General features: G+C 68.4%; 22 protein-coding genes and 1 pseudogene. 6 read left to right on the top strand and 17 right to left on the bottom strand.

Features of this window, described 5'->3' with window-relative positions; genetic code table 11:
- Positions 1-27: 27 nt before the first annotated feature.
- From tkt to pgl, 6 genes are read left to right on the top strand one after another with little or no spacing between them, the layout of a single operon-like run.
- Complete coding sequence (gene tkt, locus AC37TH_RS13275; RefSeq protein WP_490764811.1) at positions 28-2,121, top strand: transketolase; 2,094 nt, start codon at positions 28-30, stop codon at positions 2,119-2,121.
- Positions 2,122-2,148: 27 nt separating this feature from the next.
- Positions 2,149-3,261, top strand: coding sequence for a transaldolase (gene tal / locus AC37TH_RS13270; protein WP_490764810.1), 1,113 nt, complete (start codon positions 2,149-2,151; stop codon positions 3,259-3,261).
- Positions 3,258-4,868: a phosphoglucose isomerase-related protein gene (locus AC37TH_RS13265; RefSeq protein WP_490764809.1), complete on the top strand. Its 1,611-nt coding sequence runs from the start codon at positions 3,258-3,260 to the stop codon at positions 4,866-4,868. The genes tal and AC37TH_RS13265 overlap by 4 nt, the downstream gene beginning before the upstream one ends.
- 28 nt (positions 4,869-4,896) lie before the next feature.
- Positions 4,897-6,438, top strand: coding sequence for a glucose-6-phosphate dehydrogenase (gene zwf / locus AC37TH_RS13260; RefSeq protein ID WP_490764808.1), 1,542 nt, complete (start codon positions 4,897-4,899; stop codon positions 6,436-6,438).
- Positions 6,435-7,397: a glucose-6-phosphate dehydrogenase assembly protein OpcA gene (locus tag AC37TH_RS13255; RefSeq protein ID WP_490764807.1), complete on the top strand. Its 963-nt coding sequence runs from the start codon at positions 6,435-6,437 to the stop codon at positions 7,395-7,397. The genes zwf and AC37TH_RS13255 overlap by 4 nt, the downstream gene beginning before the upstream one ends.
- Positions 7,394-8,164 carry a 6-phosphogluconolactonase gene (gene pgl, locus AC37TH_RS13250; protein WP_490764806.1) on the top strand — a complete coding sequence of 257 codons (771 nt, stop codon included), beginning with the start codon at positions 7,394-7,396 and terminating at the stop codon, positions 8,162-8,164. The genes AC37TH_RS13255 and pgl overlap by 4 nt, the downstream gene beginning before the upstream one ends.
- 64 nt (positions 8,165-8,228) lie before the next feature.
- On the opposite strand, the gene AC37TH_RS13245 is transcribed toward pgl, so the two are convergent.
- From AC37TH_RS13245 to coaE, 17 genes and pseudogenes are all read right to left on the bottom strand, one after another.
- Positions 8,229-8,597, bottom strand: a complete 369-nt coding sequence (locus AC37TH_RS13245) for an RNA polymerase-binding protein RbpA (RefSeq protein WP_490764805.1) — start codon at positions 8,595-8,597, stop codon at positions 8,229-8,231.
- 28 nt (positions 8,598-8,625) lie between these two features.
- Positions 8,626-8,877: a preprotein translocase subunit SecG gene (gene secG / locus AC37TH_RS13240; protein ID WP_490764804.1), complete on the bottom strand. Its 252-nt coding sequence runs from the start codon at positions 8,875-8,877 to the stop codon at positions 8,626-8,628.
- A 68-nt stretch (positions 8,878-8,945) separates the two neighbouring features.
- The gene (gene tpiA, locus AC37TH_RS13235; protein WP_490764803.1) at positions 8,946-9,749 is read right to left on the bottom strand and encodes a triose-phosphate isomerase; all 804 of its coding nucleotides are present in this window, start codon (positions 9,747-9,749) and stop codon (positions 8,946-8,948) included.
- Positions 9,737-10,954, bottom strand: coding sequence for a phosphoglycerate kinase (locus tag AC37TH_RS13230; RefSeq protein ID WP_490764802.1), 1,218 nt, complete (start codon positions 10,952-10,954; stop codon positions 9,737-9,739). The genes tpiA and AC37TH_RS13230 overlap by 13 nt, the downstream gene beginning before the upstream one ends.
- A gap of 15 nt (positions 10,955-10,969) precedes the next feature.
- Entirely contained in the window at positions 10,970-11,980 is a 1,011-nt protein-coding gene (gene gap / locus AC37TH_RS13225; protein ID WP_490764801.1) for a type I glyceraldehyde-3-phosphate dehydrogenase, read from the bottom strand.
- 101 nt (positions 11,981-12,081) lie between these two features.
- Positions 12,082-12,708 carry a superoxide dismutase gene (locus tag AC37TH_RS13220; RefSeq protein WP_490764800.1) on the bottom strand — a complete coding sequence of 209 codons (627 nt, stop codon included), beginning with the start codon at positions 12,706-12,708 and terminating at the stop codon, positions 12,082-12,084.
- A 130-nt stretch (positions 12,709-12,838) separates the two neighbouring features.
- Positions 12,839-13,819 carry a DNA-binding protein WhiA gene (gene whiA, locus AC37TH_RS13215; RefSeq protein WP_490764799.1) on the bottom strand — a complete coding sequence of 327 codons (981 nt, stop codon included), beginning with the start codon at positions 13,817-13,819 and terminating at the stop codon, positions 12,839-12,841.
- A 57-nt stretch (positions 13,820-13,876) separates the two neighbouring features.
- A complete protein-coding gene (rapZ, locus tag AC37TH_RS13210) occupies positions 13,877-14,752 on the bottom strand; it encodes an RNase adapter RapZ (RefSeq protein ID WP_490764798.1) in 876 nt (291 codons plus the stop codon).
- Positions 14,753-14,789: 37 nt separating this feature from the next.
- On the bottom strand, positions 14,790-16,781 hold the full coding sequence (uvrC, locus tag AC37TH_RS13205; protein ID WP_490764797.1) for an excinuclease ABC subunit UvrC: 1,992 nt from the start codon (positions 16,779-16,781) through the stop codon (positions 14,790-14,792).
- Between the two features lie 8 nt (positions 16,782-16,789).
- Positions 16,790-19,667, bottom strand: a pseudogene (uvrA, locus tag AC37TH_RS13200) (excinuclease ABC subunit UvrA).
- A 162-nt stretch (positions 19,668-19,829) separates the two neighbouring features.
- Positions 19,830-20,387: a hypothetical protein gene (locus AC37TH_RS13195; RefSeq protein ID WP_490764796.1), complete on the bottom strand. Its 558-nt coding sequence runs from the start codon at positions 20,385-20,387 to the stop codon at positions 19,830-19,832.
- The gene (locus AC37TH_RS13190; protein WP_490764795.1) at positions 20,384-21,730 is read right to left on the bottom strand and encodes a DUF58 domain-containing protein; all 1,347 of its coding nucleotides are present in this window, start codon (positions 21,728-21,730) and stop codon (positions 20,384-20,386) included. The genes AC37TH_RS13195 and AC37TH_RS13190 overlap by 4 nt, the downstream gene beginning before the upstream one ends.
- Positions 21,727-22,785 carry an AAA family ATPase gene (locus tag AC37TH_RS13185; RefSeq protein ID WP_490764794.1) on the bottom strand — a complete coding sequence of 353 codons (1,059 nt, stop codon included), beginning with the start codon at positions 22,783-22,785 and terminating at the stop codon, positions 21,727-21,729. Before AC37TH_RS13185 ends, AC37TH_RS13190 begins: the two co-directional genes overlap by 4 nt.
- The gene (locus AC37TH_RS13180; RefSeq protein ID WP_490764793.1) at positions 22,782-23,453 is read right to left on the bottom strand and encodes a hypothetical protein; all 672 of its coding nucleotides are present in this window, start codon (positions 23,451-23,453) and stop codon (positions 22,782-22,784) included. The genes AC37TH_RS13185 and AC37TH_RS13180 overlap by 4 nt, the downstream gene beginning before the upstream one ends.
- Entirely contained in the window at positions 23,450-24,160 is a 711-nt protein-coding gene (locus tag AC37TH_RS13175; RefSeq protein ID WP_490764792.1) for a DUF4129 domain-containing protein, read from the bottom strand. The genes AC37TH_RS13180 and AC37TH_RS13175 overlap by 4 nt, the downstream gene beginning before the upstream one ends.
- 66 nt (positions 24,161-24,226) lie before the next feature.
- Positions 24,227-26,293, bottom strand: coding sequence for an excinuclease ABC subunit UvrB (gene uvrB / locus AC37TH_RS13170; protein WP_490764791.1), 2,067 nt, complete (start codon positions 26,291-26,293; stop codon positions 24,227-24,229).
- Between the two features lie 79 nt (positions 26,294-26,372).
- Positions 26,373-26,969: a dephospho-CoA kinase gene (coaE, locus tag AC37TH_RS13165; RefSeq protein WP_490764790.1), complete on the bottom strand. Its 597-nt coding sequence runs from the start codon at positions 26,967-26,969 to the stop codon at positions 26,373-26,375.
- Between the last annotated feature and the right edge of the window lie 3 nt (positions 26,970-26,972).

The following is a 26,972-nucleotide window of genomic DNA, read 5'->3' as shown; positions in this document are numbered from 1 at the left end:
CATTTTCTACGAAGGGTCAGTTTTCACGTGGCAGCTCTGCAATGGGATCCCATTGACAACAAGGCAGTAGACACCGCTCGCGTTCTCGCGGCAGACGCAGTCGAGAAGGTGGGCAACGGGCATCCCGGTACTGCCATGAGCCTCGCTCCGGCCGCGTACCTCCTGTTCCAGAAGGTGATGCGCCGCGACCCGCACGACCAGCACTGGCTCGGCCGCGACCGCTTCATCCTCTCGGCGGGCCACAGCTCGCTGACCCAGTACATCCAGCTGTACTTCGGCGGATACGGCCTGGAGCTCGACGACCTCGAGAAGCTCCGCACCTGGGGCTCGCTCACGCCGGGCCACCCGGAGTACGGGCACACGGACGGCGTCGAGATCACCACCGGACCGCTCGGTCAGGGCATCTCCTCGGCCGTCGGCTTCGCATACGCCAGCCGCTTCGAGCGCGGTCTTTTCGACCCACAGGCCGACCAGGGCACCAGCCCGTTCGACCACTTCGTCTACGTGATCGCCGGAGACGGCGACCTGCAGGAAGGCGTGAGCAGCGAGGCGTCCTCGCTCGCCGGCCACCAGCAGCTCGGCAACCTCATCGCAATCTACGACAGCAACCAGATCTCGATCGAAGACGACACCAACATCGCCTTCACGGAGGACGTCAAGGCGCGCTACGAGGCGTACCACTGGCACGTCCAGGTGGTCGACTGGAAAAAGACCGGCGTCTACGAGGAAGACGTACAGGAGCTGCACGACGCCATCGTCGCCGCGCAGGGCGTCACCGACAAGCCGTCGCTGATCATCCTCAAGACGATCATCGGCTGGCCTGCTCCCAAGAAGCAGAACACGGGCAAGATCCACGGTTCGGCTCTCGGCACCGACGAGCTGCGCGCTGTCAAGGAGGTTCTCGGCTTCGACCCCGACAAGAACTTCGACGTCGCCCCCGAGGTCATCGAGCACACCCGCAAGGCCGTCGAGCGCGGCGCCGAACAGCGTGCCGAATGGCAGAAGGGCTTCGACGCCTGGGCTGCGGCCAACGAGGAGCGCAAGCAGCTCCTCGACCGCCTCCTCACCGGCGAACTTCCCGAGGGCGTCGAGGCGGCTCTGCCCGTCTTCGAGGCGGGCAAAGACGTCTCCACCCGCGCGGCGAGCGGAAAGGTGCTCAACGCACTCGGACCGATCATCCCCGAGCTGTGGGGCGGTTCGGCTGACCTCGCCGAGTCGAACAACACCACCATCGAGGGTGCGGCGTCGTTCGTGCCGTCCGAGCACTCGACGCACGAGTGGACCGGCAACCCCTACGGCCGCGTCCTGCACTTCGGCATCCGCGAGCACGCCATGGCCGCGATCCTGAACGGCATCGTCCTGCACGGGCCGACCCGCGCGTTCGGCGGCACGTTCCTGATCTTCAGCGACTACATGCGCCCCGCCGTCCGCCTGGCCGCGCTGATGAAGGCGCCGTCGATCTTCGTCTGGACGCACGACTCCGTCGCGCTGGGCGAGGACGGCCCGACCCACCAGCCGATCGAGCAGCTCTCCGCGCTCCGCGCCATCCCGCAGCTCGACGTGGTGCGCCCCGGCGACGCCAACGAGGTGGCGTACGCCTGGAAGACCATCCTGGAACGCCGTAAGGGCCCGGCCGGCATCGCGCTGACCCGCCAGAACATCCCGGTGTTCGAGCGTGGAGACGGTGAGGCCACGGGCGACACCTTCGCGTCCGCCGCGAACGTCGTCAAGGGCGCGTACGTGCTCGCCGAGGCGCCGAACGGCACCCCGGACGTGCTGCTGATCGCCACCGGCTCCGAGCTGCAGATCGCCGTCGAGGCCCGCGAGGTCCTCCGGGGCGAAGGCATCAACGCCCGCGTCGTCTCCGCTCCGAGCCTCGAATGGTTCGAGGAGCAGAGTGACGAGTACAAGGAGTCAGTGCTCCCCTCCGCCGTCAAGGCCCGCGTCTCCATCGAGGCCGGCCTGGCGCTCAGCTGGAGGGCATACGTCGGCGACCACGGCCGCAGCGTCTCGATCGAGCACTTCGGTGCATCGGCCGACTACAAGACACTGTTCCGCGAGTTCGGCATGACCACCGAGCACGCCGTCGCCGCAGCCAAAGAATCGCTCGCGTCGCTCTAAGCGCGAGACAAGAGGAGATAGAAGAAAATGACAGACTCCACCCCCACCGCACAGCTCTCCGCAGCAGGCGTCAGCATCTGGCTGGACGACCTCTCCCGTGAGCGCATCGCCTCCGGCGGTCTGCAGAAGCTCATCGCCGAGAAGAACGTGGTCGGCGTGACCACGAACCCGACGATCTTCGCCACCGCGCTCTCCAACGGAGAGGCGTACGACGCGCAGGTGCGCGCCCTCGCCGCCGCCGGCACCGACGTCACCGACGCCGTGTTCGAAATCACCACGGACGACGTCGCGGCAGCCAGCGACATCTTCCACGAACTCTACGAGCAGACCGAAGGCACCGACGGTCGCGTCTCGATCGAGGTCGAGCCCGGTCTCGCGCACGACGCGGCAGGCACCATCGAGCAGGCCAAGAAGCTCTCCGCCAAGGTCGACAAGCAGAACGTGCTCATCAAGATCCCCGCCACGGTCGAAGGCCTCGAGGCCATCACCGCCGTGATCGGAGCCGGGATCAGCGTCAACGTCACGCTGATCTTCAGCCTCGACCGCTACCGCGGTGTCATCGAGGCGTACCTGGCCGGACTCGAGCAGGCTCAGGCCGCGGGCATCGACCTCTCGGGCATCCAGTCGGTCGCTTCGTTCTTCGTGTCGCGCGTCGACACCGAGATCGACAAGCGCCTGACCGCGATCGGCACCGACGAGGCGCTCGCGCTCAAGAGCAAGGCGGGCATCGCGAACGCGCGCCTCGCCTACCAGGTCTACGAGGAGGCCTTCGCCACCGACCGTGCCAAGGCACTCGTCGCGGCCGGCGCCAACGAGCAGCGTCCGCTCTGGGCCTCGACCGGCGTCAAGGACCCGAGCCTGCCCGACACGCTCTACGTGACCGAGCTCGTCGCCCCGAACACCGTCAACACGATGCCGGAGAAGACGCTCGACGCGACCTTCGACCACGGCGTCATCACCGGTGACACCGTCACGGGCAACTACGCGGACGCCCAGGGCGTCCTCGACAAGCTCGCCGCGCTCGGCATCTCCTACGACGACGTCACCGCCGTCCTCGAGAAGGAGGGCGTGGAGAAGTTCGTCGTGTCCTGGAACGAACTGCTCGACACCGTCACCGCAGCGCTGGAGGCGGCCAAGTGACGTTCCGCATCCACGTCACGGGAGCCACCGCCGAGGCCGTCAAGGCCGTCGTCCCCCAGCTCGTCGCCGACCGCGTCGCGTCCGGGATCACCGCGCAGGAGCCCGCCCTCTGGGGCCCCGCCGCCGAAGCCGAGGCGTCCAAGCGCCTCGGCTGGACGGAGGCCGTCTCGATCTCTCGCCCGCTGGTGGCCGAGATCACGGCGCTGCGCGAGCAGCTCCATGCGAAGGGCGTCGACCACATCGTGCTCGGCGGCATGGGCGGATCGTCGCTCGCGCCGGAGGTCATCACCAAGACGGCGGAGGCCGAGCTGACGGTGCTCGACTCCACCGATCCAGGACAGGTGCTCTCCGCGCTCCGCGACCGTCTCGCAGAGACGGCCGTCGTCATCTCCAGCAAGTCGGGTTCGACGCTGGAGACCGACAGCCAGCGCCGCGTCTACGAGAAGTGGTTCCGCGACGCAGGGATCGACCCTGCCGAGCGCATCGTGGTCGTCACCGACCCCGGCTCGCCGCTCGACGCGTCGGCCCGCGAGGCCGGATACCGCGTGTTCAACGCCGACCCGAACGTCGGAGGCCGCTACTCGGCGCTCACCGCGTTCGGCCTCGTGCCGTCCGGTCTCGCCGGGGTGAACATCGGCGAACTGCTCGACGAGGCGGAGGCGACCCTGATCGAGCTCGCCGTCGACAACGACGCGAACCCGGGCCTCGTGCTGGGCGCCGCCATCGCCGGCACCAGCCCGCTCAAGGACAAGCTCGGCATCATCGCCGACGGAACGCACATCGTCGGCTTCGCCGACTGGGCGGAACAGCTGATCGCGGAGTCGACGGGCAAGGAAGGCACCGGCCTCCTCCCCGTCGTCCTCGACCCGCTCTCCCCCGAGGTCGGCGAGAAGCTCGCCGACCTGCAGATCGTGCGCCTGGTCGACAACGCAGAGGCGCACCACCTGTTCCCCGCCAACCGTCACGACGGCGAGATCCTGGTCTCCGGCAGCCTCGGCGCGCAGCTGATCGTCTGGGAATACGCCACAGCCGTGGCCGGTCGTCTGCTCGGGATCAACCCGTTCGACCAGCCGGACGTCGAAGCGGCCAAGATCGCCGCCCGCGCCCTGCTCGACAACCGTCCGGAGCCCGCGACGCCCGCGTTCGTCGCGAGCGGCATCGAGGTTCGCACCACCGGGGACTTCCTCGGTGCCGCAGCGACCCTCGATGCGGCAGTGGATGCGCTCCTCGCCCAGCTCGGACCGGACGGCTACGTCTCCATCCAGGCATACGTCGACCGTCTCGCCCTCCCGCAGCTCGCGGGGATGCGCGACCTCCTCGCCGCCAAGTCGAAGCGTCCCGTGACGTTCGGCTGGGGACCGCGCTTCCTGCACTCCACCGGTCAGTTCCACAAGGGCGGCCCCGCCGTCGGCGTGTTCCTGCAGATCACCGCCGACTCGGCGGAAGACCTGGAGATCCCGGACCGTCCGTTCACCTTCGGCCAGCTGATCCAGGCCCAGGCCGCCGGCGACGCGAGCGTGCTCGGCGAGCACGGACGCCCGGTCCTGACCCTGAACCTGACGAACCCGGAAGCGAGCGTCGTCTCGCTGTTCGAGGCCGTCAACTAACAGCGCACCGTCCTGACCTAGGAGCTCAATGTCCCCGGTGGAAATCACCCCGGAGTTCAACCCGCTGCGGTTGCCCTCCGATCGCCGACTGAATCGCATCGCCGGCCCGAGCAGCCTCATCATCTTCGGCGTGACAGGCGACCTGTCCCGCAAGAAGCTGATGCCGGCTGTCTACGACCTCGCCAACCGAGGCCTGCTTCCTCCCGGCTTCTCCCTCGTCGGGTTCGCCCGGCGTGACTGGGAGGACCAGGACTTCGAGAAGGTCGTCTACGACGCCGTGAAGCAGTACGCTCGAACGCCGTTCGAGGACGACGTCTGGAAGCAGCTCGCCCAGGGCATCCGGTTCGTTCCCGGCGAGTTCGACGACGACGCGGCTTTCGAGCGTCTCAAGAACACGGTCGAGGAGCTTGACAAGGAACGCGGAACGATGGGCAACCACGCGTTCTACCTGTCGATCCCGCCGAAGGCCTTCCCGCTCGTCACCGAGCAGCTGCGCCGGTCCGGCCTGGCAGACCAGTCCGAGACGGGCTGGCGCCGTGTCGTCATCGAGAAGCCGTTCGGAAGCGATCTGAAGACCGCCCGTGAGCTGAACGCCGTGGTCGAGTCGGTGTTCCCAGCCGACTCGGTGTTCCGTATCGACCACTACCTCGGCAAGGAGACGGTGCAGAACATCCTCGCTCTGCGCTTCGCCAACGAGCTGTACGAGCCGATCTGGAACGCGAACTACGTCGACCACGTGCAGATCACGATGGCCGAGGACATCGGCGTCGGAGGACGCGCAGGGTACTACGACGGGATCGGCGCCGCCCGCGACGTCATCCAGAACCACCTGCTTCAGCTCCTGGCGCTGACGGCGATGGAGGAGCCCATCTCCTTCGACGCCGCCGATCTGCGCGCCGAGAAGGAGAAGGTCCTCGCGGCGGTCCGCCTGCCGAAAGACCTCAGCACCTCCACCGCGCGCGGTCAGTACTCCAGCGGCTGGCAGGGCGGAGAGAAGGTCGTCGGGTTCCTCCAGGAGGACGGCATGAACCCCGACTCCACCACGGAGACATACGCGGCCATCAAGCTCGACATCGGCACCCGCCGCTGGGCGGGCGTCCCGTTCTACCTGCGGGCCGGCAAACGCCTCGGACGCAGGGTGACCGAGATCGCTGTGGTCTTCAAGCGCGCTCCGCAGCAGCTGTTCGCGGAGAGCCAGACGTCGGCGCTCGGCCAGAACGCGCTCGTCATCCGCGTGCAGCCCGACGAGGGCGTCACGATCCGCTTCGGCTCCAAGGTGCCGGGTGCTGGGATGCAGGTGCGCGACGTGAGCATGGACTTCGGCTACGGCCACGCGTTCACAGAGGCGAGCCCGGAGGCGTACGAGCGGCTCATCCTGGATGTGCTGCTGGGCGACCCTCCCCTGTTCCCCCGCCATGAGGAGGTCGAGCTCTCCTGGAAGATCCTCGACCCGATCGAAGAATTCTGGGAGACCCAGGGCCAGCCGGAGCAGTACCGGCCGGGAACCTGGGGCCCGAGCTCCGCGGACGAGCTTCTCGCCCGCGACGGCCGCGTTTGGAGGCGTCCATGATCGTCGATCTGCCCGACACCACGACGAGCAACATCTCGAAGACGCTCGTCAAAATCCGTGAAGAGGGCGGCGCCGTCGCCCTCGGCCGCGTGCTCACCCTGGTGATCGCGACCCACCTCGGTCAGGAGGAGGAGGCCATCGAGGCCGCCAACGACGCCTCCCGTGAGCACCCGATGCGCGTCATCGTGGTCTCCACAGAGGAGGAGCGCACCTCCAACGGCGATGGCCGCCTGGATGCGCAGATCCGCGTCGGCGGAGACGCCGGGGCGAGCGAGGTCATCGTGCTCCGCGCCTACGGAGAGACCGCCAGCGACGAGGAGGGGCTGGTCACCGGCCTGCTGCTCCCCGACGCCCCCGTGGTCGTCTGGTGGCCAGGGGTCGCCCCCGAGGTGATCTCGAAGTCGCCGCTCGGCCGCATCGCGACCCGTCGCATCACCGACGCGTCTGCGCAGCCGGACCCGCAGGGCGCTCTGCACCACCTGTCGAAGACGTACGCCCCCGGCGACACGGACTTCGCCTGGACCAGGCTCACGCTCTGGCGTGCTCAGCTCGCCGCCGTGCTCGACCAGCCGCCGTACGAGCCGATCACCGCGGTGGAGGTCGCCGGCGCGGCGGACTCGCCGTCCACGCTCCTGCTCGCCTCCTGGCTGGGCCTGCAGCTGCAGGTGCCGGTGCAGTACGACCTGTCGTCGCGCGCGACCGGTTCCAGCGGCATCCACGGTGTCCGCATGGAGCGTGCCTCCGGCATCATCGAACTCGAACGCGAGATCCCGAACGTCGCCCGGCTGTCGCAGCCGAACCAGCCGACGCACGACCTCGCGCTGCCGCGCCGCAGCCTCCGTGACTGCCTCGCCGAGGAATTGCGTAGGCTGGACCCTGATGATCTGTACGGTGAGGTGATCACCAGAGGTCTCGACCAGCTCGAGACCGCCGACAAGGGAGCGGGCGCCAACGCATGACGAACGAACGGCGGGTGCTCGTCCACCCCGACAAGCAAGCGCTCACCGGATCGGTCGCAGCCCGATTCCTCACGAAGACCGTCGACATCCTCGATGAGCTCGATGAGGCGAACATCGCGCTGACCGGCGGCTCGGTCGGCATCGCTGTGCTGGAGGCGATCAACTCGTCACCTGCCCGTGACAGCGTCGACTGGTCCAAGGTCCACTTCTGGTGGGGCGACGAGCGGTTCGTCGAGAAGGCCAGCGAGGAGCGGAACGAGCGCCAGGCGCGCGAAGCGCTGCTCGACCACATCGCTGTGCCTCCGGAGAACATCCACCCGTTCCCCGCGTCGGATGAGATCGCCGACATCGACGAGGCCGCCTCGGTCTACGCCGCCGAGTTGGAGGCGTTCGCGCCGGAGGGCGCCCGCGCTCCCCGGTTCGACATCACCTTCCTCGGTGTCGGTCCCGACGGCCACATCGCGTCGTTGTTCCCCGACCGCGCCGGCATCCGCGAGACGGAGGCGACGGTGATCGCGGAGCGCGACTCCCCCAAGCCGCCGCCCGCCCGGCTCAGCCTGACGCGTCCGGTGCTCAACGCCTCCGACCGCATCTGGCTGGTGCTCGCCGGCAGCGACAAGGCCAGCGCCCTCGGGCTCGCTCTGGCGGGCGCCAGCTACACCGAGGTCCCGGTCGCCGGTGCCAAGGGTCGCAAGCGCACGGTGTTCTTCGTCGACAAGGATGCGTCGGTCGACGTTCCGGAGAACCTGATCGCGCCGAGCTACTGAACCCATACGCACACACGAAGAAGCCCCGCCGGTCAACGACCGGCGGGGCTTCTTCTGTGTTGCTCTAGTTGGTGGGGCTCAGCTTGCCGCGACGCGCGCGGAGCTGGTTGAGCGCATCCTCCAGGAGCTGCTCCGCCTCTTCCTCGGTGCGACGCTCCTTGACGTAGGCCAGGTGCGTCTTGTACGGCTCGAGCTTCGTCACAGACGGCGGGTTTTCCTTGTCGCGGCCGGCGGGCAAGCCCGACGACGGCGAGTCGATCACGTCAGGGATCTCCTCGTCGGGAAGGTTCGCCGCGAAGTGGCGAACCGTCTCATTTCCGAGAGCGTCCCAGTATGAGATGGTGACGCGCTCGGCGTGGAAACCACGATCCTGCTCGCCCATCGGGCCCGCGCCGACGCGCGATCCCCGAATTGCACTTCCTCCGGATGCCATGCTGCTCCTCGTTGTGAACTGGGGGCGCTTACGCGCCGGAATCGAACTTGGTGATGAGTCCGAGCACGACGATGCAGGTGATCCAGACGAGCCCGAGAACCACGGTGATGCGGTTCAGGTTGCGCTCGGCGACACCGGATGCGCCGAGGTTGGAGGTGACGCCTCCACCGAACATGTCGGAGAGACCACCGCCCCGCCCCTTGTGCAGGAGGATGAGCAGCGTCAGCAGGAGGCTGGTGATGCCCAGCAGGACCTGCAGGACGACCTGGAGAATTTGCACGACGTACCTTTCGCAAAGCACCCGGGCTCAGCGCCCGGGAAGACCAACGACCAGTATAACCGGTGAGGTCAGAGTCCGACGTGCTTCTGGTATCGCACGATGGCCGCGAACTCCGCGACGTCGAGGCTGGCGCCTCCCACGAGGGCTCCGTCGACGTTCGGCTCGCGCATGAAGCTCGCGATGTTTCCGGACTTGACGGACCCGCCGTAGAGGATGCGCGTCTTGGCCGCGACGTCTTCGCCGAGGGTGTCGACGAGCACGGCTCGGAGCGCTGCGCAGACCTGCTCGGCCTGCTCCGGCGTCGCCGCCTGGCCGGAGCCGATGGCCCAGACCGGCTCGTATGCCACCACCAGGTCGGCGGCCGAGGAGACGTTCGCGAGGGCGGCGCGCAGCTGCGCGACCGGTACGGCGCTCGCGCCGTGCACCTCGAGGTCTTCGGCTGTCTCGCCGACGCAGATGATCGGCGACAGGTTGTGCGACAGGGCCGCAGCGACCTTTCCGGCGACCTGCTCGTCGGTCTCGCCGTGCAGCGTGCGCCGCTCGGAGTGGCCGATGATCACGTAGCGGCACTCGAGCTGCGCGAGGAAGGTCGCGGAGATCTCACCGGTGTATGCGCCGGACTCGTGCTCCGAGACGTCCTGCCCTCCGAAGGCGAGCGGGAGCTTGTCGGCGGAGACCAGCGTCTGGACGCTGCGCAGGTCGGTGAACGGCGGGAACACCGCGACCTCGACGCTGGCGAAGTCGTGGTTCGCGTCTTTGAGGCTCCACGCGAGCTTCTGGACGAACGCGATCGCCTGCAGGTGATCGAGGTTCATCTTCCAGTTGCCTGCGATGAGCGGCGTACGCCGCACCGTCGAGCTCACTGCTGCCATCCGAGGACCTCCAGTCCCGGCAGGTGCTTGCCTTCGAGGAACTCGAGGCTTGCACCGCCACCCGTAGAAATGTGACCGAACTGGTCGTCTGTGAAACCGAGAGCGCGCACGGCGGCGGCGGAGTCTCCTCCGCCGACGACGCCGAGACCGTCGAGCTCGGTGAGTGCCTGAGCGACCGCCTTGGTGCCGGCCGCGAACGGCTCCAGCTCGAACACGCCCATCGGGCCGTTCCAGAACACGGTGCGTGCCCCACGGACGTACTCGCCGAACAGCGTGCCGGTCTCCGGGCCGATGTCGAGTCCGAGACCCGAAGAACCCCAATCGGTGTTCTCGATGCCGTCGATCGGACGCACGACGTGCTCCGCGTCAGCACCGAACTTCGACGCCACGACCACGTCGCGCGGGAGGACGATCTCGACGCCGAGCTCCTTCGCCTTCGCGAGGTAGCCCTTCACTGTGTCGATCTGGTCGGCCTCCAGCAGGCTCGAGCCGACCGGGTGCCCGAGAGCGGCCAGGAAGGTGAAGAGCATGCCTCCGCCGATCAGCAGCGAGTCGACCCGCGGGAGCAGGTGGCCGATGACCCCGAGCTTGTCGGAGACCTTCGACCCGCCGAGGACGACCACGTATGGTCGCTCGGGGTTCTCGGTGAGGCGGTCGAGCACATCCAGCTCGGTGGCGATCAGCTGACCGGCCGCGCTCGGGATGGCTTTGGCCAGCTCATAGACGCTGGCCTGCTTGCGGTGGACGACGCCGAAGCCGTCCGAGACGAAGGCGTCGCCGAACGCGGCGAGCTTCGCCGCGAACGCGGTTCGCTCCGCCTCGTCTTTGCTGGTCTCCCCCGGGTTGAACCGGAGGTTCTCCAGCAGGGCGACATCGCCGTCCTGCAGGCCGTCGACCGCATCCTGGGCGCCGGAGCCGACGGTGTCCTTGGCGAAGGTCACCGGCTTGCCCAGCAGCTCGGAGAGCCGCTGGGCAACCGGCGCCAGGCTGTACTTCGCATCCGGAGCGCCGTCGGGGCGGCCCAGGTGGGAGATGACGACCACCTTCGCGCCCTGATTGATCAGGGCGTTCAGGGTGGGAATCGACGCTCGCACGCGGCCATCGTCCGTGATCTGGCCGTCCTTCAGAGGGACGTTCAGATCACAGCGGACGATGACCCGCTTGCCGGCGAGCGAACCGAGTGAATCAAGTGTGCGGAGCGTCACGTCGGTTCCCTGTCGTTAGAGGCGCTCGGCCACGTACTCGGTCAGGTCGACCAGACGGTTGGAGTAGCCCCACTCGTTGTCGTACCAGGACGCGACCTTGACCTGCGTGCCGCCGATGACCTTGGTCAGGCCCGAGTCGAAGATCGACGAGTGCGGGTCGCTGACGATGTCGGTGGAGACGATCGGGTCTTCGGTGTACTTCAGGATGCCCTTGAGGGGACCCTCGGCCGCTGCCTTGTACGCCGCGTTGACCTGCTCGACCGTGACCGGGCTGGAGACCTCGACCGTGAGGTCGGTGATCGAGCCGGTGATGACCGGCACGCGCAGGGCGTAGCCGTCGAGCTTGCCGACGAGCTCCGGGATGACCAGGCCGAGGGCCTTGGCCGCACCGGTGGAGGTCGGGATGATGTTGGCGGCTGCTGCACGGGCACGACGGAGGTCGCTGTGCGGGCCGTCCTGCAGGTTCTGGTCTGCCGTGTAAGCGTGGACCGTGGTCATCAGACCGCGCTCGATGCCGAAGTTGTCGAGCAGGACCTTCGCGAGCGGTGCGAGACAGTTGGTGGTGCAGGAGGCGTTCGACAGGATGTCGCTCACCGCGCTGTCGTAGGTCTCCTCGTTGACGCCGAGAACGATGGTCGCGACGTCGTCGCCCGTCGCCGGGGCGGACACGATGACCTTCTTGGCGCCGCCCGCGATGTGCTTGCGCGCATCCTCGGACTTGGTGAAGCGGCCGGTCGACTCGATGACGATGTCGACGCCCAGCTCGCCCCAGGGGAGGTTGGCGGGGTCGCGCTCTTCGAGGACCTTGATGGCCTTGCCGTTGACGATGATGTTGTCGCCGTCGAGCTCGACCGTGGCGTCCAGACGACCGGTGATCGAGTCGTACTTGAGGAGGTGCGCGAGCGCCTTGTTGTCGGTCAGGTCGTTGACGGCGACGATCTCGAGGTCGCTGCCCTTGGCCAGGGCTGCGCGGAAGAAGTTACGACCAATGCGACCGAACCCGTTGATTCCGATCTTTACGGACACAGATGTCTCCAGTTACTTGATGGGCGCCCGACGGCGCGGTGTTATGGGTAGGAGCGGACGGCGGTGTCCCGGGCGGCGAACCATCCGGGACACCGTTCCCGCTATGACAGTAGCAGCAGGCCAGACGTCTTCTCACGCGCCCGGGTGAAGCGCTCCTGAACGTCGCCCCAGTTGGTGATGTTCCAGAACGCCTTGACGTAATCCGCCTTCACATTCACGTAGTCCAGGTAGAACGCGTGCTCCCACATGTCGAGGAGCAGCAGCGGAACCGTGGCAGCCGCGAGGTTGCCCTGGTGGTCGTAGAGCTGCTCGATGATCAGCTTCTGGCCGAGGGAATCCCAGGCCAGGATCGACCAGCCGGAACCCTGGATGCCCAGAGCCGACGCGGTGAAGTGCGCACGGAACTTGTCGTACGATCCGAAGAACTCGTCGATCGCTGCGGCGAGCTCACCCGTGGGCTTGTCTCCGCCGTCCGGCGACAGGTTGTTCCAGAACACCGTGTGGTTGACGTGACCCGCGAGGTTGAACGCGAGGTCTTTCTGGAGCTTGTTGACGTTGGACAGATCCTCGGCGTCGCGAGCTTCGGCCAGCTTGGCGATGGCGGTGTTCGCACCGTCGACATACGCCTTGTGGTGCTTGTCGTGGTGCAGCTCCATGATCCGACCGCTGATGTTCGGCTCAAGCGCCGAGTAATCGTATGGAAGGTCTGCGAGCGTGTAGTCAGCCATTACTCATCTCCTCATGTGGTTCCCGGCGCGATCGGTTCGCACCGGGCTTCGAGCGACATTTCCAGTCTAGTAACGCCAACGAAGTTGGCCAGGGGTTGCTTCCCCCTGTGACGGGGGAACGTGACGGGGGTCAGACCTCGTCGAGGTCGGACGGCAGGTTGGCCTCGGTGCCGGGGATGCCGAGGTCGACGGCCTTCTTGTCCGCCATCGCCAGCAGGCGCCTGATGCGTCCGGCCACGGCGTCTTTGGTCATCGGCGGGTCAGCGTGGTGGCCGAGTTCGTCGAGGCTCGAGTCGCGGAAGTTGAGGCGCAGCTCCCCCGCGTAGCGCAGGTGGTCTGGGACGTCGTCCGCGAGGATCTCCAGCGCGCGCTCGACGCGGGCGCAGGCGGCGACGGCTGCCTGCGCCGAGCGGCGAAGGTTGGCGTCGTCGAAGTTGACGAGGCGGTTCGCGGTCGCCCGCACCTCGCGGCGCTGGCGCAGCTGCTCCCAGTTCTCGACGGTCTTCGCGGCGCCCATGTGCACCAGCATCGCGCTGATGGCGTCGCCGTCGCGGATCACGACGCGGTGCACGCCGCGGACCTCGCGCGCCTTGGCGGCCACGCCGAGACGGCCGGCGGCGCCGACCAGTGCCATTGCAGACTCGTTGCCCGGGCAGGTGATCTCCAGAGCAGCGGAGCGTCCGGGATCGGTGAGCGAGCCGTGCGCGAGGAAAGCCCCGCGCCAGACGGCGGCGAGCTCGTCGCGGGAGCCGGTGGTGAGACGGTTCGGGAGGCCGCGGATCGGGCGGCGGCGGGCATCCAGCAGTCCGGTCTGACGGGCGAGGGTCTCTCCGCCGTCGAGCACGCGGACGAGGTACTGGCTGGTGCGGCGGAGTCCGGAGGCGGAGATCACGGAGACCTCGCTGCGGACGCCGTACAGCTCGGCCAGATCTTTCCTGACGCGGCGGGCCAGCTCGGGCGTGTCCAGCTCGCTCTCGACGGCGATGCGGCCGCTGATCAGGTGCAGACCACCGGAGAACCGCAGAATGGTCGCGAGTTCGGCTGCCCGGACGGTGGTCTTACTGACCTCGACCTTCGTGAGTTCGTCTTTGACGTCGGCGGTGAGAGCCAATCGTGTTCCTTTTCTGTTCGAACGGCCGTGGTGGGGCCGTGGAGGGTGTGGCCGGCTTCATTCACGGCCGAGGTCGCGGTGTTTGGTGTTCACCGCGAGCCCTGGGATCTCTTTCAACCGGGTGGCGAGCTCTTCCGCAATCGCCACAGACCGGTGTTTTCCCCCCGTGCAGCCTACCGCGATCGTGGCGTGCCGTTTGTTCTCACGCTGATAACCCTCCATGATCGGGCGCAGAGCCTTGGTGTATGCGTCGATGAACTCCTCCGCGCCGCGCTGGTGCAGCACGAAGTCGCGCACGACCTCGTCCAGCCCGGTGAACGGGCGCAGCTCGGGGTTCCAGAACGGGTTCGGGAGGAAGCGGGCGTCTGTCACCAGGTCGGCGTCGGCGGGAAGGCCGTACTTGAAGCCGAAGCTCATCACCGTGACCTGCACGCCCGCGGTGTTCTCCGCCGCGAAGGTCTCCGTGATATTGGTGGCGAGCTGGTGGATGTTCAGGTCGGAGGTGTCGACGATGATGTCGCTCGCCTCACGGATCTCCCTCAGCCGGGTGCGCTCAGCGGTGATGCCGTCGAGAATCGTGCCGTCGCCCTGCAGCGGGTGCGGCCTGCGCACCTGCTCGAACCGGCGGACGAGTACGGCGTCCGTCGCCTCCAGGAAGAGCACGCGCACCTTGGTGCCCTCGCGCAGGCTCTGGATGAGGTCGCGCAGGTCGACGAAGAAGTTTCGGCCGCGCACATCCACGACGGCCGCGATGCGCGGCAGCCCGGATTCCGCCCGATTGGCCAGCTCGATCAGGGGGCGCAGCATCTGCGGGGGGAGGTTGTCGACGACGTACCAGTCGAGGTCTTCGAGGGCGTTCGCCACCGTCGACCGCCCTGCTCCCGACATCCCTGTCACGATCAGCACTTCCTGCTGCTCGGTGTCGGTGCTCATCAGCCTTTGCCCTCCGCTCGAAACGTGTCCCCCAAGCCTACCGACTGGCGAGTCGTTCATGGATGGCCGCCGCCAGGGTCGGACCCACTCCGCGCACATGAGCGATCTCGTCCGGCGTCGCCTTCCTGAGCTGGGCGACGGACCCGAAGTGCTTGAGCAGCTCCTTCACCTTCGACGGCCCGAGCCCCGGGATCTCGGCGAGCACGGACCCGATGTCACGCTTGCGTTTGGCCCGCTGGTACGTGATGGCGAACCGGTGCGCCTCGTCGCGGATGCGCTGGATGAGGAACAACGCATCGCTGTTGCGCGGCAGGATGACCGGGAAGTCCGAGTCCGGCAGCCAGATCTCCTCCAGGCGCTTGGCGATTCCGACCAGCTGGATGCCCTGGACGCCGGACTCCTCCAGCGCCCTCCTGGCCGCCGCGACCTGCGGCTGACCGCCGTCCACGATGAGCAGGTTGGGCGGGTATGCGAACTTCGTGCGCCGCTTCTCCGCCGCCTCGGCGAGCTCCGCGTCGATGTCGATCTCCGGGTCGTCGCCGCCAGTCGACTCCCCCGCGACCGGAGCCTCCGCCGCAAGCTGGTCGTCAACCGCCGTCTCGGACTCCGGGTTCTTCAGATACGCGAGCCTGCGGGTGATGACCTGGTAGATCGACTCCGTGTCGTCCGTCGACTCCGGGATGCTGAACCGCCGGTACTGGTCTTTCCGCGGCAGGCCGTCCTCGAAGACCACCATGGAGGCGACGATGTTGGTGCCGCTGAGGTGCGAGACGTCGTAGCACTCCATCCGCAGCGGTGCGTCCGCCATGCCCAGAGCATCCTGGATGTCGTTCAGCGCCTTGGACCTGGCGACGAAGTCGGAGCTGCGCCTGGTCTTGTAGAGCACGAGCGCGTTCTTCGCGTTCATCTCGACGGTCTTGGCGAGAGCTGCCTTGTCTCCGCGCTGCGCCACCCGCAACTCCACCCGGCCCGCAAGGCGTCCACGCGGTGCGGCCGGGTCGCCGATCTCCTGCCGCCGGGCCGTGAGCCACTGCTCCAGCTCCGCAGCGTCGTCCGGCAACTCTGGCACGAGGATCTCGCGCGGAGGGGCGTCCGCTCCGTCGTACGCGTTCTGCACGACGGTCTCGACCAGGTCGCCGAGTTCGACGTCGAGCTCCTTGTCGACCACCCAGCTGCGTACACCCCGGATGCGTCCTCCGCGCACGATGAACTGCTGCACGGCGGCCGCCAGCTCGTCGTGGGCGATGCCGAACACGTCGGCGTCCACGTTGTCCGGAAGCACGACGGCGCTCTTGCCCATCGCCGCCTCCAGCGCCTGGATGGCGTCGCGGTGCCGGGCGGCTGCCTCATAGTCTTGCGTGCTCGCCGCCTGCTTCATGCGTTCGGTGAACTCGCGGATGGCTTTGGTGTCGTCGCCCGCCATGAACGAGACGAAATCCTCGGCGAGCCCGCGGTGATCCTCCGGGCTGATCCGGCCGACGCAGGGGGCTGCGCACTTGCCGATGTCGCCGAGCAGACACGGCCGCCCCGTCAGTTCCGCCCTCCGGTACACGCCGTCCGAACAGCTCCGCATCGGGAACGCCTTGAGCATCAGGTCGACCGTGTCCCTGATCGCCCACACCTTCGTGTACGGGCCGAAGTACCGTGCATCCTTCGCCCCGCGGTTGCGGGTGACCATCACCCTCGGGATGCGCTCCCCCAGTGTCACCGCGAGGTAGGGGTATGACTTGTCGTCGCGGAACTGCACGTTGAACGGCGGGTTGAACTCTTTGATCCAGGTGTATTCGAGCTGAAGCGCCTCGAACTCGGTCGCCACGACCGTCCACTCCACCGACGCCGCGGTGGTCACCATGCGCCTGGTGCGCTCGTGCAGGCTGCGGAGCGGCTGGAAGTAGTTGCTCAGCCGCGCCCGAAGGTTCTTGGCCTTGCCGACGTAAAGCACCCGCCGGGTGGCATCGCGGAACCGGTACACGCCCGGCTGGGTCGGGATCTCGCCGGCTTTCGGCCGGTAACTGACGGTGTCTGCCACCGCAGGCCCTACGCGGCGCCCCGGGCGCTCTCGCCCTGGAGGATCTCCTTGAGGAAGTATCCGGTGTGGCTGCCCGGCGTCTCGGCGACGCGCTCCGGCGTGCCGGTCGCGATGACCTGACCGCCGCCCGCACCGCCCTCCGGACCCATGTCGATGATCCAGTCGGCCGACTTGATGACGTCGAAGATTGTGCTCGATGACGATCACCGTGTTGCCCTTGTCGAGGAGCCCGTTGAGAACCAGCAGCAGCTTGCGGACGTCTTCGAAGTGCAGACCGGTGGTCGGCTCGTCGAGCACGTACACGCTGCGGCCGTTGGAGCGGCGCTGCAGCTCGGTGGCGAGCTTGACGCGCTGCGCCTCACCGCCGGAGAGCGTCGTGGCGCTCTGGCCGAGTCTGACGTAGCCGAGGCCGACATCCACCAGGGTCTGCAGGAAGCGGTGGATCGACGAGATCGGGCGGAAGAACTCCGCCGCCTCGCTGATCGGCATGTCGAGCACCTCGGCGATGTTCTTGCCCTTGTAGTGCACGGTGAGGGTGTCGCGGTTGTAGCGCGCTCCCCCGCAAACCTCGCACGCGACGTAGACGTCTGGAAGGAAGTTCATCTCGATCTTGATCGTGCCGTCGCCCGAGCACGCCTCGCAGCGCCCGCCCTTGACGTTGAAGCTGAACCGGCCGGGCAGGTAGCCGCGCGACTTGGCCTCGATGGTCTCGGAGAACAGGGTGCGGATGCGGTCGAAGACGCCCGTGTACGTGGCCGGGTTGGACCGCGGCGTGCGGCCGATCGGCGCCTGGTCGACGTGCACGACCTTGTCGAGGTTCTCGAGCCCGGTGACCGCCTTGTGCTTGCCGGGCAGCTTGCGCGCCCCGTTGAGCTTGTTGGCGAGCACGCGGTAGAGGATGTCGTTGACGAGCGACGACTTGCCCGAGCCGCTCACGCCGGTGACGGCGACGAACGTGCCGAGCGGGAAGTCGACCGTGACCTTCTTGAGGTTGTTCGCTTCGGCGCCGACGACCGAGATCATGCGCTTCTTGTCGATCTTGCGGCGCTTGGCCGGCATCTCGATCTCTTTGCGCCCGGAGAGGTAGTCGCCGGTGAGCGACTCCCGGTTCTCCAGCAGGTCGTCGTAGGAGCCGGAGTGCACCACGTGCCCGCCGTTGACGCCGGCGCCCGGCCCGATGTCGACGACCCAGTCGGCCGTGCGGATGGTGTCTTCGTCGTGCTCGACGACGATCAGCGTGTTGCCGAGGTCGCGCAGGGCGATGAGGGTGTCGATCAGCCGCCGGTTGTCCCGCTGGTGCAGACCGATGCTCGGCTCGTCCAGCACGTACAGCACGCCGGTGAGCCCCGAACCGATCTGGGTGGCCAACCGGATGCGCTGGGCCTCTCCACCGGACAGCGTCGCCGCTGCGCGAGACAGGTCGAGGTAGTTGAGCCCGACCTGGATGAGGAAGTCGAGGCGGAGCTTGATCTCGCGCAGCACCTGCGCCGCGATCTTCTCTTCGCGCTCGGTGAGGTGGAGCTTGTCCATGAAGGTGCGGGCGTCGCTCAGGCTGAGCTGCGACGCGTCGGCGATGCTCGCACCGTGCACGAGCACGGCGAGCACCTCCGGCTTGAGGCGCTTGCCGCCGCAGACGGAGCACGGCACCTCGCGCAGGTATTCCGCCCAGCGAGCGCGCTGCGTGTCTGTCTCGGCCTGGAGGTACTGCCGCTCGATGTACGGGACGACGCCCTCGAAGCCGGAGGTGTAGCTCATCTCGCGGCCGTAGCGGTTCTTCCACTTGACCTTGACCTCGAAGTTGTCGCCGCGCATGACCGCATTGCGCACCTCTTCGGAAAGCTTCCTCCACGGGGTGTTCAGCGAGAACTTGAGGTCGCGGGCGAGGCCGTCGAGCAGCTTCTCGTAGTACTGGAACAGCCCCTTGCCCTGGGTGGTCCACGGCACGATGACGCCCTCGGCGATGCTGAGGCTGTCGTCGCCGAGCAGCAGGTCTTCATCCACTGCCATGCGGGTGCCGAGGCCGGAGCACTCCGGGCAGGCGCCGAACGGCGCGTTGAACGAGAAGGTGCGCGGCTCGATCTCGGTGAGCTGGATGGGGTGGTTGTTGGGGCAGGACAGCTTCTCGCTGAACGTGCGCCACGCCTCCGGCCCCTCTTCGTCGACGAAGTTGACCTGCACCAGGCCGTCGGTGAGCCGCAGCGCGGTCTCCAGCGAGTCGGTGAGACGGCCCAGGATGTCCGGCCCGGCGACCAGACGGTCGACCACGACCGAGATGTCGTGCTTGTACTGCTTCTTGAGCGTGGGAGGGTCGCTCAGCTGGATCTGCTCGCCGTCGACGAGCGCGCGCGAGTATCCGCTGGCCGCGAGCTCCTTGAAGAGGTCGACGAACTCGCCCTTCTTCTGTGAGACGACGGGGCTGAGCACCTGATAGCGCCGGCCGGTTTCGAGTTCCATGAGCTGGTCGGCGATCTGCTGCACGGTCTGGCGCTGGATCGGCTCGCCGCAGACAGGGCAGTGCGGGACGCCGATGCGCGCCCAGAGCAGGCGCATGTAGTCGTAGATCTCGGTGATCGTGCCGACCGTGGACCGCGGGTTGCGGTTGGTGGATTTCTGGTCGATGGAGACCGCGGGGCTCAGCCCCTCGATGAAGTCGACGTCTGGACGGTCGACCTGCCCGAGGAACTGGCGCGCGTATGCGGAGAGCGACTCCACGTAGCGGCGCTGGCCCTCCGCGAAGATGGTGTCGAAGGCGAGCGAGGACTTGCCGGAGCCCGACAGCCCCGTGAAGACGACGAGCGAGTCCCTCGGGATCTCCAGGTCGACGTTGTGCAGGTTGTGCACACGCGCTCCGCGCACGCTGAGGTGTGAACCGGTCACCTTGCCCATAACCACCCGATCAATTTCAGTCACTCGATCAATTCTCCGCTACTCTCCGCCGCATCCCAGCCGTGTTCGCCCAGCGCAGATCGAATATATGTTCGATTGTACCGGTTGATCGACAGAGCTGTCACCGCACGCCGCCGAGTCTATGCCGGGCCACCGACATTGCTACCGCCGGTCGTCCTGACGGTCGCCGACCCGGTGCGGGCGGCGCAGCAGCAGCGGCGCGACGACGAGCAGCAGCCCGGCGACGGCGAGGCCGCTCAGCACCGCCGGCCACACCGCAGCGTGTCCGTGTGCTGCGCCGGTCAGCGCCAGCAGCCCGACCGTCAGCGCCTGCACGGGCACCTGGATGAGCACGAACCGCCGCAGGGACGGGAGCAGCACCGCTGGCTGCACACGCGCGAACGGCGGCACCACGAGCATCCACGTCGCCGTCAGGTGCAGGGCGTGCGCGCCGGCGATCAGCAGATAGATGCGCCATTCCCCGACGGACTGCTGGTGCAGGAGCACGGTGAACGCGAGCACGCCGATCAGGAACCACGCCGTGAGCCAGCGCGGAACGGCGACGGCCGCAGCGGTCAGCAGGAGCGACACCGCGACCCAGAAGCCGGAATCCGCCACGGCGACGCACAGCACGGCGCCGAGCACCCCGAACAGCACGCGGATGCTCCAGCCCGGCACCGTGACCCCGAGCTCCGGCCGGGTGGTCTCGACGCCGCTCACCGCATCCTCGCCGGTCTGCTCAGCTCACGAAGGCGCGCATCCCTCGCACCGGTCCTGTCACCGGACGCATCGGCGTCCTGCCAGACCAGGACGTCGATCCCCGCGGCGGCCAGGCGGCGGAACCGCAGCGACCGCTCCAGCTCGACGACGCGCAACGCAATGCGCTCCCTGGTGGGAAGGTCGCGGCTGAGCCGCGCGGGAAGCACGTCGACCGCGATCACCCTGTGCCCCGCCGCCCGCCAGACGAGCGCGAGCCGCAGCGGCTGCTCGTCGAGGAACGTCGACATCACATAGACCAGTGCACCAGGGGCGAGGATCGGGGCTCGCACACGCTCGGTGGCCGCTCCCCTCGGTGCGGTGAGCTCCACGGCGCGGCCCACGCGGTGCAGGTGCCTGGCACCGGCCCGCGGCGGGATGGCGCGCGCTGGGTCTGCGAGGTCGTCGAAGCCGACCCTGTCTCCCGCGGCGACGTACGCACCGGCGAGCGACACCACGGCCTCCCTCGCGAGGTCCTGCGACGATACGCCAGGAAGCGGATATTGAACGGCCCAGTCGGCGACCCTCCCTGTGAGGTCGTCCCTGCTGTCGATCACGAACTGCACGGCCGCGTCGGAGGTCGCCATCGTGCGGCGCACGAAGAGCTCCCCCGCCGACTGCGCGCGCCGGGCAGTGGCCTTCCAGTCGATGCGCCGCAGCCTGTCCCCCGGCTGGAACCTGTCCACGTCGCGGAACTCGCCGCCGTCGCCCGGACGTGCCGACGGGTGCGGGCCGGTCAGACCGATCAGCCTGGCGGGGAGGGGCAGGCTCCTGATCGGCACGACCCTGGGTTTGACCACTCTGTCGATGGCTGGGCCGGACGCGCTGTCTCCGACGAACGCCGCGTCGGGGCCGATGGCGCGCGCGGCGAGCCGGAGCAGACGCTGGGGGCCGGAGTGACCGACCACGATGGATGCGCGGAGGCTCGCGGCCGAGCGCGGGGTGAGGACGGTGTCGAGCGGTGCGCGGTTCGGGAGGCCGATGCGGACGCCGACGGCGTCGGCACCGGGGGCGGCGACGGACGCGGTGGCGACGAGAGCTGTGCCCTGGGCGGGATCGGGTGCGTTGTGGATCGTCGCGGAGAAGGTCAGCGGGATGCGATCTCCCGGCCGCCGGTCCCAGCCGAACGCGGCGGTGACGAGGAGCGGGACGCCGACCAGCGCCAGTTCCACCCGACCGGCCACGAAGCCGGCGCAGAGGCAGAGCAGCCCGACGACCAGCGCCGCCACAACGGCGGGACTGAGATTCCACCTGGTGAACGCGGTGCGCGCTGGCGGCGGCAGTGGCGCCGGCTCGGGGGCGCTCACCCCGGGCGCCCGGCCTGCGGCGTCGCCACGCCCTCCGCATCCCGTGCCGCGCCGATGGACGGAGGGCCCGGCACCGAGTTGACCACCTCGGCCACGACCTGCGACGCCTGCACGCCGCTCGTCCACGCCTGCACGGTGAGGGAGAGCCGGTGGGCGAGGACCGGGAGCGCGACGGCCTTGACGTCGTCCGGGATGACGAAGTCTCGTCCCGCCATCACCGCACGCGCGCGGGCGACCAGCAGGAGCCCCTGAGAGCCGCGGGGCGACGCGCCGACCTCCACCGAACGGTGGCGGCGGGTCGCGGCTGCGAGAGCGACGCAGTACGCTGCGATGTCCTGGTCGACGTCGACCAGCTCGACGCCCTCCTGCATCGCGCGCAGCGTCGCGGCGTCGATCACCGGCTCGACGGTCGCGACCTCCCGGCGGCGGCTCACCCTGGCGAGGAGCACGCGCTCCTCGCCCTGCGCATCCGGATAGCCGACGCTCAGGCGCGCCATGAAGCGGTCGAGCTGCGCCTCCGGGAGCGCGTACGTCCCCTCGAACTCGATCGGGTTGGAGGTGGCGACGACGTGGAACGGCTGCGGAAGCGGGAAGCTCTGACCCTCGACGGTCACCTGCCCCTCCGCCATCGCCTCCAGCAGCGCGGACTGCGTCTTCGGCGATGTGCGGTTGATCTCGTCGGCGAGGAAGAGCCCGGTGAAGATCGGGCCGGGGCGGAAGACGAACTCGGCGGTGGCGGGGGCGTACACGAACGAGCCGGTGATGTCGGCGGGGAGCAGGTCGGGGGTGCACTGCAGGCGGCGGAAATCGAGACCGATAGCGGAGGCGATGCTGCGCGCGGCGAGGGTCTTGCCGAGGCCCGGCACGTCCTCGAACAGCACGTGACCACCGGCGAGGATGGTCGCCAGAGCCAGTTCGAGCGCCGGCCGCATCCCGACCACGACGCTGCCGACCCTGTCGAGGATGTCCCCGCTCAGCCGCGCGATCTCGGGGACGGCGAGGGGGCCGGACCGTGGTGCGGTGGCGGCCGGGGTGTCGGTGCTGTCGGCTGTCATGGGCGGTGCTCCTCGGGATGGATGAGGTCGGGCGGCGTGCGGATGGACGGCGAGCGAGTGGACGGCGTGCCGGTGGACGTCAAGCGAGTGGATGCGATGGCGGTGGCAGCCGCGTCGAGTGGGCCCATCGGCGCATCCGCGAGGGTGGCGAGCCTGCTGACGATGGTGTCGAACGTCGCCGCCTTCGGGAACTCCGCGCTGCCGCGGCGCAGCAGACGCACCGTGTCGTTGCCCAGGATGCGCGCGATCTCCGCCGCGTCGCCGGGCGCGTCCAGGTCCAGTCCGTGGAGTTCGAGCGTCTGGGCGGTCACGGAGCGGAGACGCCGGACGGCTTCGGGCGCGACGCCGCCACCACGGCTGTGCAGCGCCCAGCCGAGCTGGGACACCTCGCGTCTGGCGCCGTCGCGCTGAAGGATCGGGTCGGGCGGCCAGTCGACCGCCGCCTGATCGCCCAGGAGCGTCAATCCCGACGTAGCCGCCAGGACCACAGCGCCGAGACCGATGGCGTGGGCAGCGTCCAGGCCGAAGAACCAGGCGGCGAAGCCGATGATCCCGGCCAGCAGCAGCCAGCCCGCGAGCTTCCAGCGGACACCGGCCGCGAACAGCCGGCGGCGACTCTGGGAGCCCTCCTGCGCCGGTGCGACCTGGTCGCTCCCCGGCGCGTTCATCGCCCTCCCCCGCTCTGCACCGTCGTCCAGGATGCACGCAGGGCGTCGACGGCCTCGCGCGCCCTGTCCACATCGGCTGCGGCGACGGGTGCGTCGCTGAAGCGGGCGCGGAGATACAGGTCGAGGAGGGCGGTGGCGGCCGCACGATCGGACGCGACGCGCACCACGACGCGCGCGGTGAACTCGCCGGGGGTCTCCGCGGGGAGCCTGCGCATCCCGGAATCGGCGGCCGCCTCCTCCAGTCCGAGCCAGGCGCGCTCGATCGCGTCCCTGGGCTCGCGCTGTTCGCTGAGCCGGTCGTGTGCGAGGTCGAGGCCGCGGCGGACCTGGACGGGCTCCGGGGCGGGTTCCGGTTCGGGCGCCTGGTCGCCGAGAGCATCCGCGATCACGGGCGACAGGTCCTGTTCCGGCTCCCGCAGCCGACGGCGGACCGCCCGCCAGATCAGCGCGGCGACGATCAGGATCACGATGGTCGCCGCAGCGACGACGATCCACGAGATGTCGAACGTCACCACCCGTTGCGGCGCGCGTGGCGCCGGGGTCGCCGAATTCGTCTGACCGGTCAGGTTGGGAGGGAGCGGCTGCTGCGTCACCGCGGGTGGGACCCAGCGCATCCCGGAGAAGATCGGCGCACCCTGCACCGCCAGAGCGACCACGACGACGAGCGCGAGCGCTGAGCAGGCGAGCAGCATCCGATGACGCTTCATCGCCCCGCCGTCGTCGTCGCGCTCACCCTGCCACCGTATACCGGCGGCAGGGCGGCGCGGTGATCGTCAGCCGAGGTGGCCGGCCTTCTCCATCTGACGCAGGTCGCGCTTGAGGTCGCCGAGCTCGTCGCGGAGACGCGCGGCGAGTTCGAACTTGAGCTCACCGGCCGCGGCGAGCATCTGATCGTTGAGGTCGGCGATGAGCGATTCGAGTTCGTTCGCGCCCTGCGCGGCGATCCCCTCTTTGCGGAGGTTGGGCGTCGGGCTCTTCTTCTTGGCCTGGCGTCCCGCGAGCATCGCCGCGGTGTCGGCACCCTCGCGGGCGAGCACGTCGGTGATGTCGGCGATCCGCTTGCGCAGTGGCTGCGGGTCGATACCGTTGACCCTGTTGTACTCGACCTGCTTCTCGCGGCGACGAGAGGTCTCCTCGATCGCCTTCTTCATCGAGTCGGTGAGCACGTCCGCATACATGTGGACCTCGCCAGACACGTTGCGGGCCGCGCGGCCGATGGTCTGGATGAGCGAGGTCGACGACCGGAGGAAGCCCTCCTTGTCTGCATCCAGGATCGCGACGAGCGACACCTCCGGCAGGTCGAGGCCCTCGCGCAGCAGGTTGATGCCGACGAGCACGTCGTAGACGCCCGCTCGCAGCTCGGTGAGGAGCTCGACGCGGCGGAGCGTGTCGACGTCCGAGTGCAGGTAACGCACCCTGACCCCGGCTTCGGCGAGGAAGTCGGTGAGTTCTTCGGCCATCTTCTTGGTGAGCGTGGTGACGAGCACGCGCTCGTCGCGCTCGACGCGCAGCCGGATCTCTTCGAGCAGGTCGTCGATCTGACCCTTGGTCGGCTTGACCACGATCTCCGGGTCGATCAGGCCGGTCGGGCGGATGATCTGCTCGACGATGCCATCCGCGATGCCCATCTCGTAGCGGCCGGGCGTGGCGGACAGATAGACCGTCTGGCCGACGCGGTTCTTGAACTCGTTCCACTTGAGCGGGCGGTTGTCGAGAGCGCTCGGCAGCCGGAAGCCGTGCTCGACCAGCGTGCGCTTGCGGGACGAGTCACCCTCGTACATCGCACCGATCTGCGGAACGGTGACGTGCGACTCGTCGATCACCACGAGGAAATCGTCGGGGAAGTAGTCGAGCAGGCAGTTCGGCGCCTCGCCGGGCTGTCTGCCGTCGATGTGGCGCGAGTAGTTCTCGATGCCGGAGCAGAAGCCGATCTGCTCCATCATCTCGATGTCGAACTGGGTGCGCATCCGGAGTCGCTGCGCTTCGAGCAGTTTGCCCTCGCGCTCCAGCTCGACCAGGCGGTCGTGCAGCTCGGTCTGGATGGTGCCGATCGCGCGCTGCATCGTGGCCGGGCTGGCGGCGTAGTGCGTGGCCGGGAAGATGGAGATCGCGTCCACTTTGGAGATGATGTCGCCCGTGAGCGGGTGCAGCGTGTAGATCGCCTCGATCTCGTCGCCGAACAGCTCGATGCGCACGGCGTGCTCTTCATAGACCGGGATGATCTCGATGGTGTCTCCGCGAACGCGGAACTTGCCGCGCGAGAAGTCGACGTCGTTGCGCTCGTATTGCATGCCGACGAAGCGCCGGATGAGCTTGTCACGGCCCACGTTCTCGCCGACCTGCAGGGCGACCATCGCCTCCAGGTATTCCTCGGCCGCACCGAGGCCGTAGATGCAGGACACGGTGGAGACCACGATCACATCGCGTCGGCTGAGCAGCGAGTTGGTGGTGGAGTGCCGCAGCCGCTCGACCTCGGAGTTGATCGACGAGTCCTTCTCGATGAAGGTGTCCGTCTGGGGGACGTAGGCCTCTGGCTGGTAGTAGTCGTAGTAGGAGACGAAGTATTCGACCGCGTTGTTGGGCATGAGCTCGCGGAACTCGTTGGCGAGCTGCGCCGCGAGGGTCTTGTTGTGCGCGAGCACGAGCGTCGGGCGCTGCACCTGCTCGATCAGCCAGGCCGTGGTGGCCGACTTGCCCGTTCCGGTCGCGCCGAGCAGCACGACGTCTGTCTCACCGGCGTTGATTCGGCCGGCGAGCTCGGCGATGGCCTGGGGCTGGTCGCCGCTCGGGGTGTACTCGCTGACGACCTCGAACGGACGGACGGCGCGCGTGGGTTGCATGTGACCAGTCTAGGAAGAACCACCGACATTCCTGCCGGTGTGCGCTCTGGGCGGAACGTGGGCGCAGCCGGTCAGCCGCTCAGCCGCGCAGCCGCTCCCAGAGCAGGTCGGTCTGCGCGAGCGTCTGCTCCAGGGTGCCGTCGGTGTCGATCACCACGTCGGCGACCGCGAGTCGTTCCTCGTCCGTCGCCTGCGACCCGACCCTGCGCCGCGCCTCCGCCTCGTCCGTGCCCCGCAACTCCATCAGCCTCCGGATGCGCGTGGCCGCCGATGCGTGCGCGACGACCACCAGGTCGAACGGGTACGCGTTGGCCGACTCCACCAGCAGCGGAACGTCGTAGACGACGACGGCGTCGGGGTCGGCCTCCCCCGCTGCGCGGAAACGCTCGGTGGAGGTGGCGAGCACCGCGGGATGCGTGATCGCATTCAACCGGAGCCGTGCATCCTCGTCGGCGAAGATGATCGCGCCGAGCGCCGGCCGGTCGAGGCTGCCGTCCGCGGCGATTACGCCGGGCCCGAAGGTCTCCCCGATCTGCGCAAGCGCGGGCGTGCCCGGCTCGACGACCTCGCGCGCAATGCGGTCCGCGTCGACGACGACGGCCCCGTGTTCTGCGAGACGGCGGGCGATGGTCGATTTTCCGGAGGCGATCCCGCCGGTGAGTCCGATCAGCTGCACCAG

It is taken from the genome of Leifsonia sp. McL0627 (assembly GCF_058244615.1).
This window is presented reverse-complemented; position numbering and strand designations above follow the sequence as displayed.

Excerpts from the sequence above, each read along its gene's own strand:
- AC37TH_RS13245 (WP_490764805.1), bottom strand. The coding sequence starts at position 8,597 with ATGGCATCCGGAGGAAGTGCAATTCGGGGATCGCGCGTCGGCGCGGGC.
- AC37TH_RS13185 (WP_490764794.1), bottom strand. The coding sequence starts at position 22,785 with ATGACAGCCGACAGCACCGACACCCCGGCCGCCACCGCACCACGGTCC.
- tal (WP_490764810.1), top strand. The coding sequence starts at position 2,149 with ATGACAGACTCCACCCCCACCGCACAGCTCTCCGCAGCAGGCGTCAGC.
- zwf (WP_490764808.1), top strand. The coding sequence starts at position 4,897 with ATGTCCCCGGTGGAAATCACCCCGGAGTTCAACCCGCTGCGGTTGCCC.
- uvrB (WP_490764791.1), bottom strand. The coding sequence starts at position 26,293 with ATGCAACCCACGCGCGCCGTCCGTCCGTTCGAGGTCGTCAGCGAGTAC.
- tpiA (WP_490764803.1), bottom strand. The coding sequence starts at position 9,749 with ATGGCAGCAGTGAGCTCGACGGTGCGGCGTACGCCGCTCATCGCAGGC.
- AC37TH_RS13180 (WP_490764793.1), bottom strand. The coding sequence starts at position 23,453 with ATGAACGCGCCGGGGAGCGACCAGGTCGCACCGGCGCAGGAGGGCTCC.
- AC37TH_RS13175 (WP_490764792.1), bottom strand. The coding sequence starts at position 24,160 with ATGAAGCGTCATCGGATGCTGCTCGCCTGCTCAGCGCTCGCGCTCGTC.
- pgl (WP_490764806.1), top strand. The coding sequence starts at position 7,394 with ATGACGAACGAACGGCGGGTGCTCGTCCACCCCGACAAGCAAGCGCTC.
- AC37TH_RS13220 (WP_490764800.1), bottom strand. The coding sequence starts at position 12,708 with ATGGCTGACTACACGCTCGCAGACCTTCCATACGATTACTCGGCGCTT.
- AC37TH_RS13255 (WP_490764807.1), top strand. The coding sequence starts at position 6,435 with ATGATCGTCGATCTGCCCGACACCACGACGAGCAACATCTCGAAGACG.
- rapZ (WP_490764798.1), bottom strand. The coding sequence starts at position 14,752 with ATGAGCACCGACACCGAGCAGCAGGAAGTGCTGATCGTGACAGGGATG.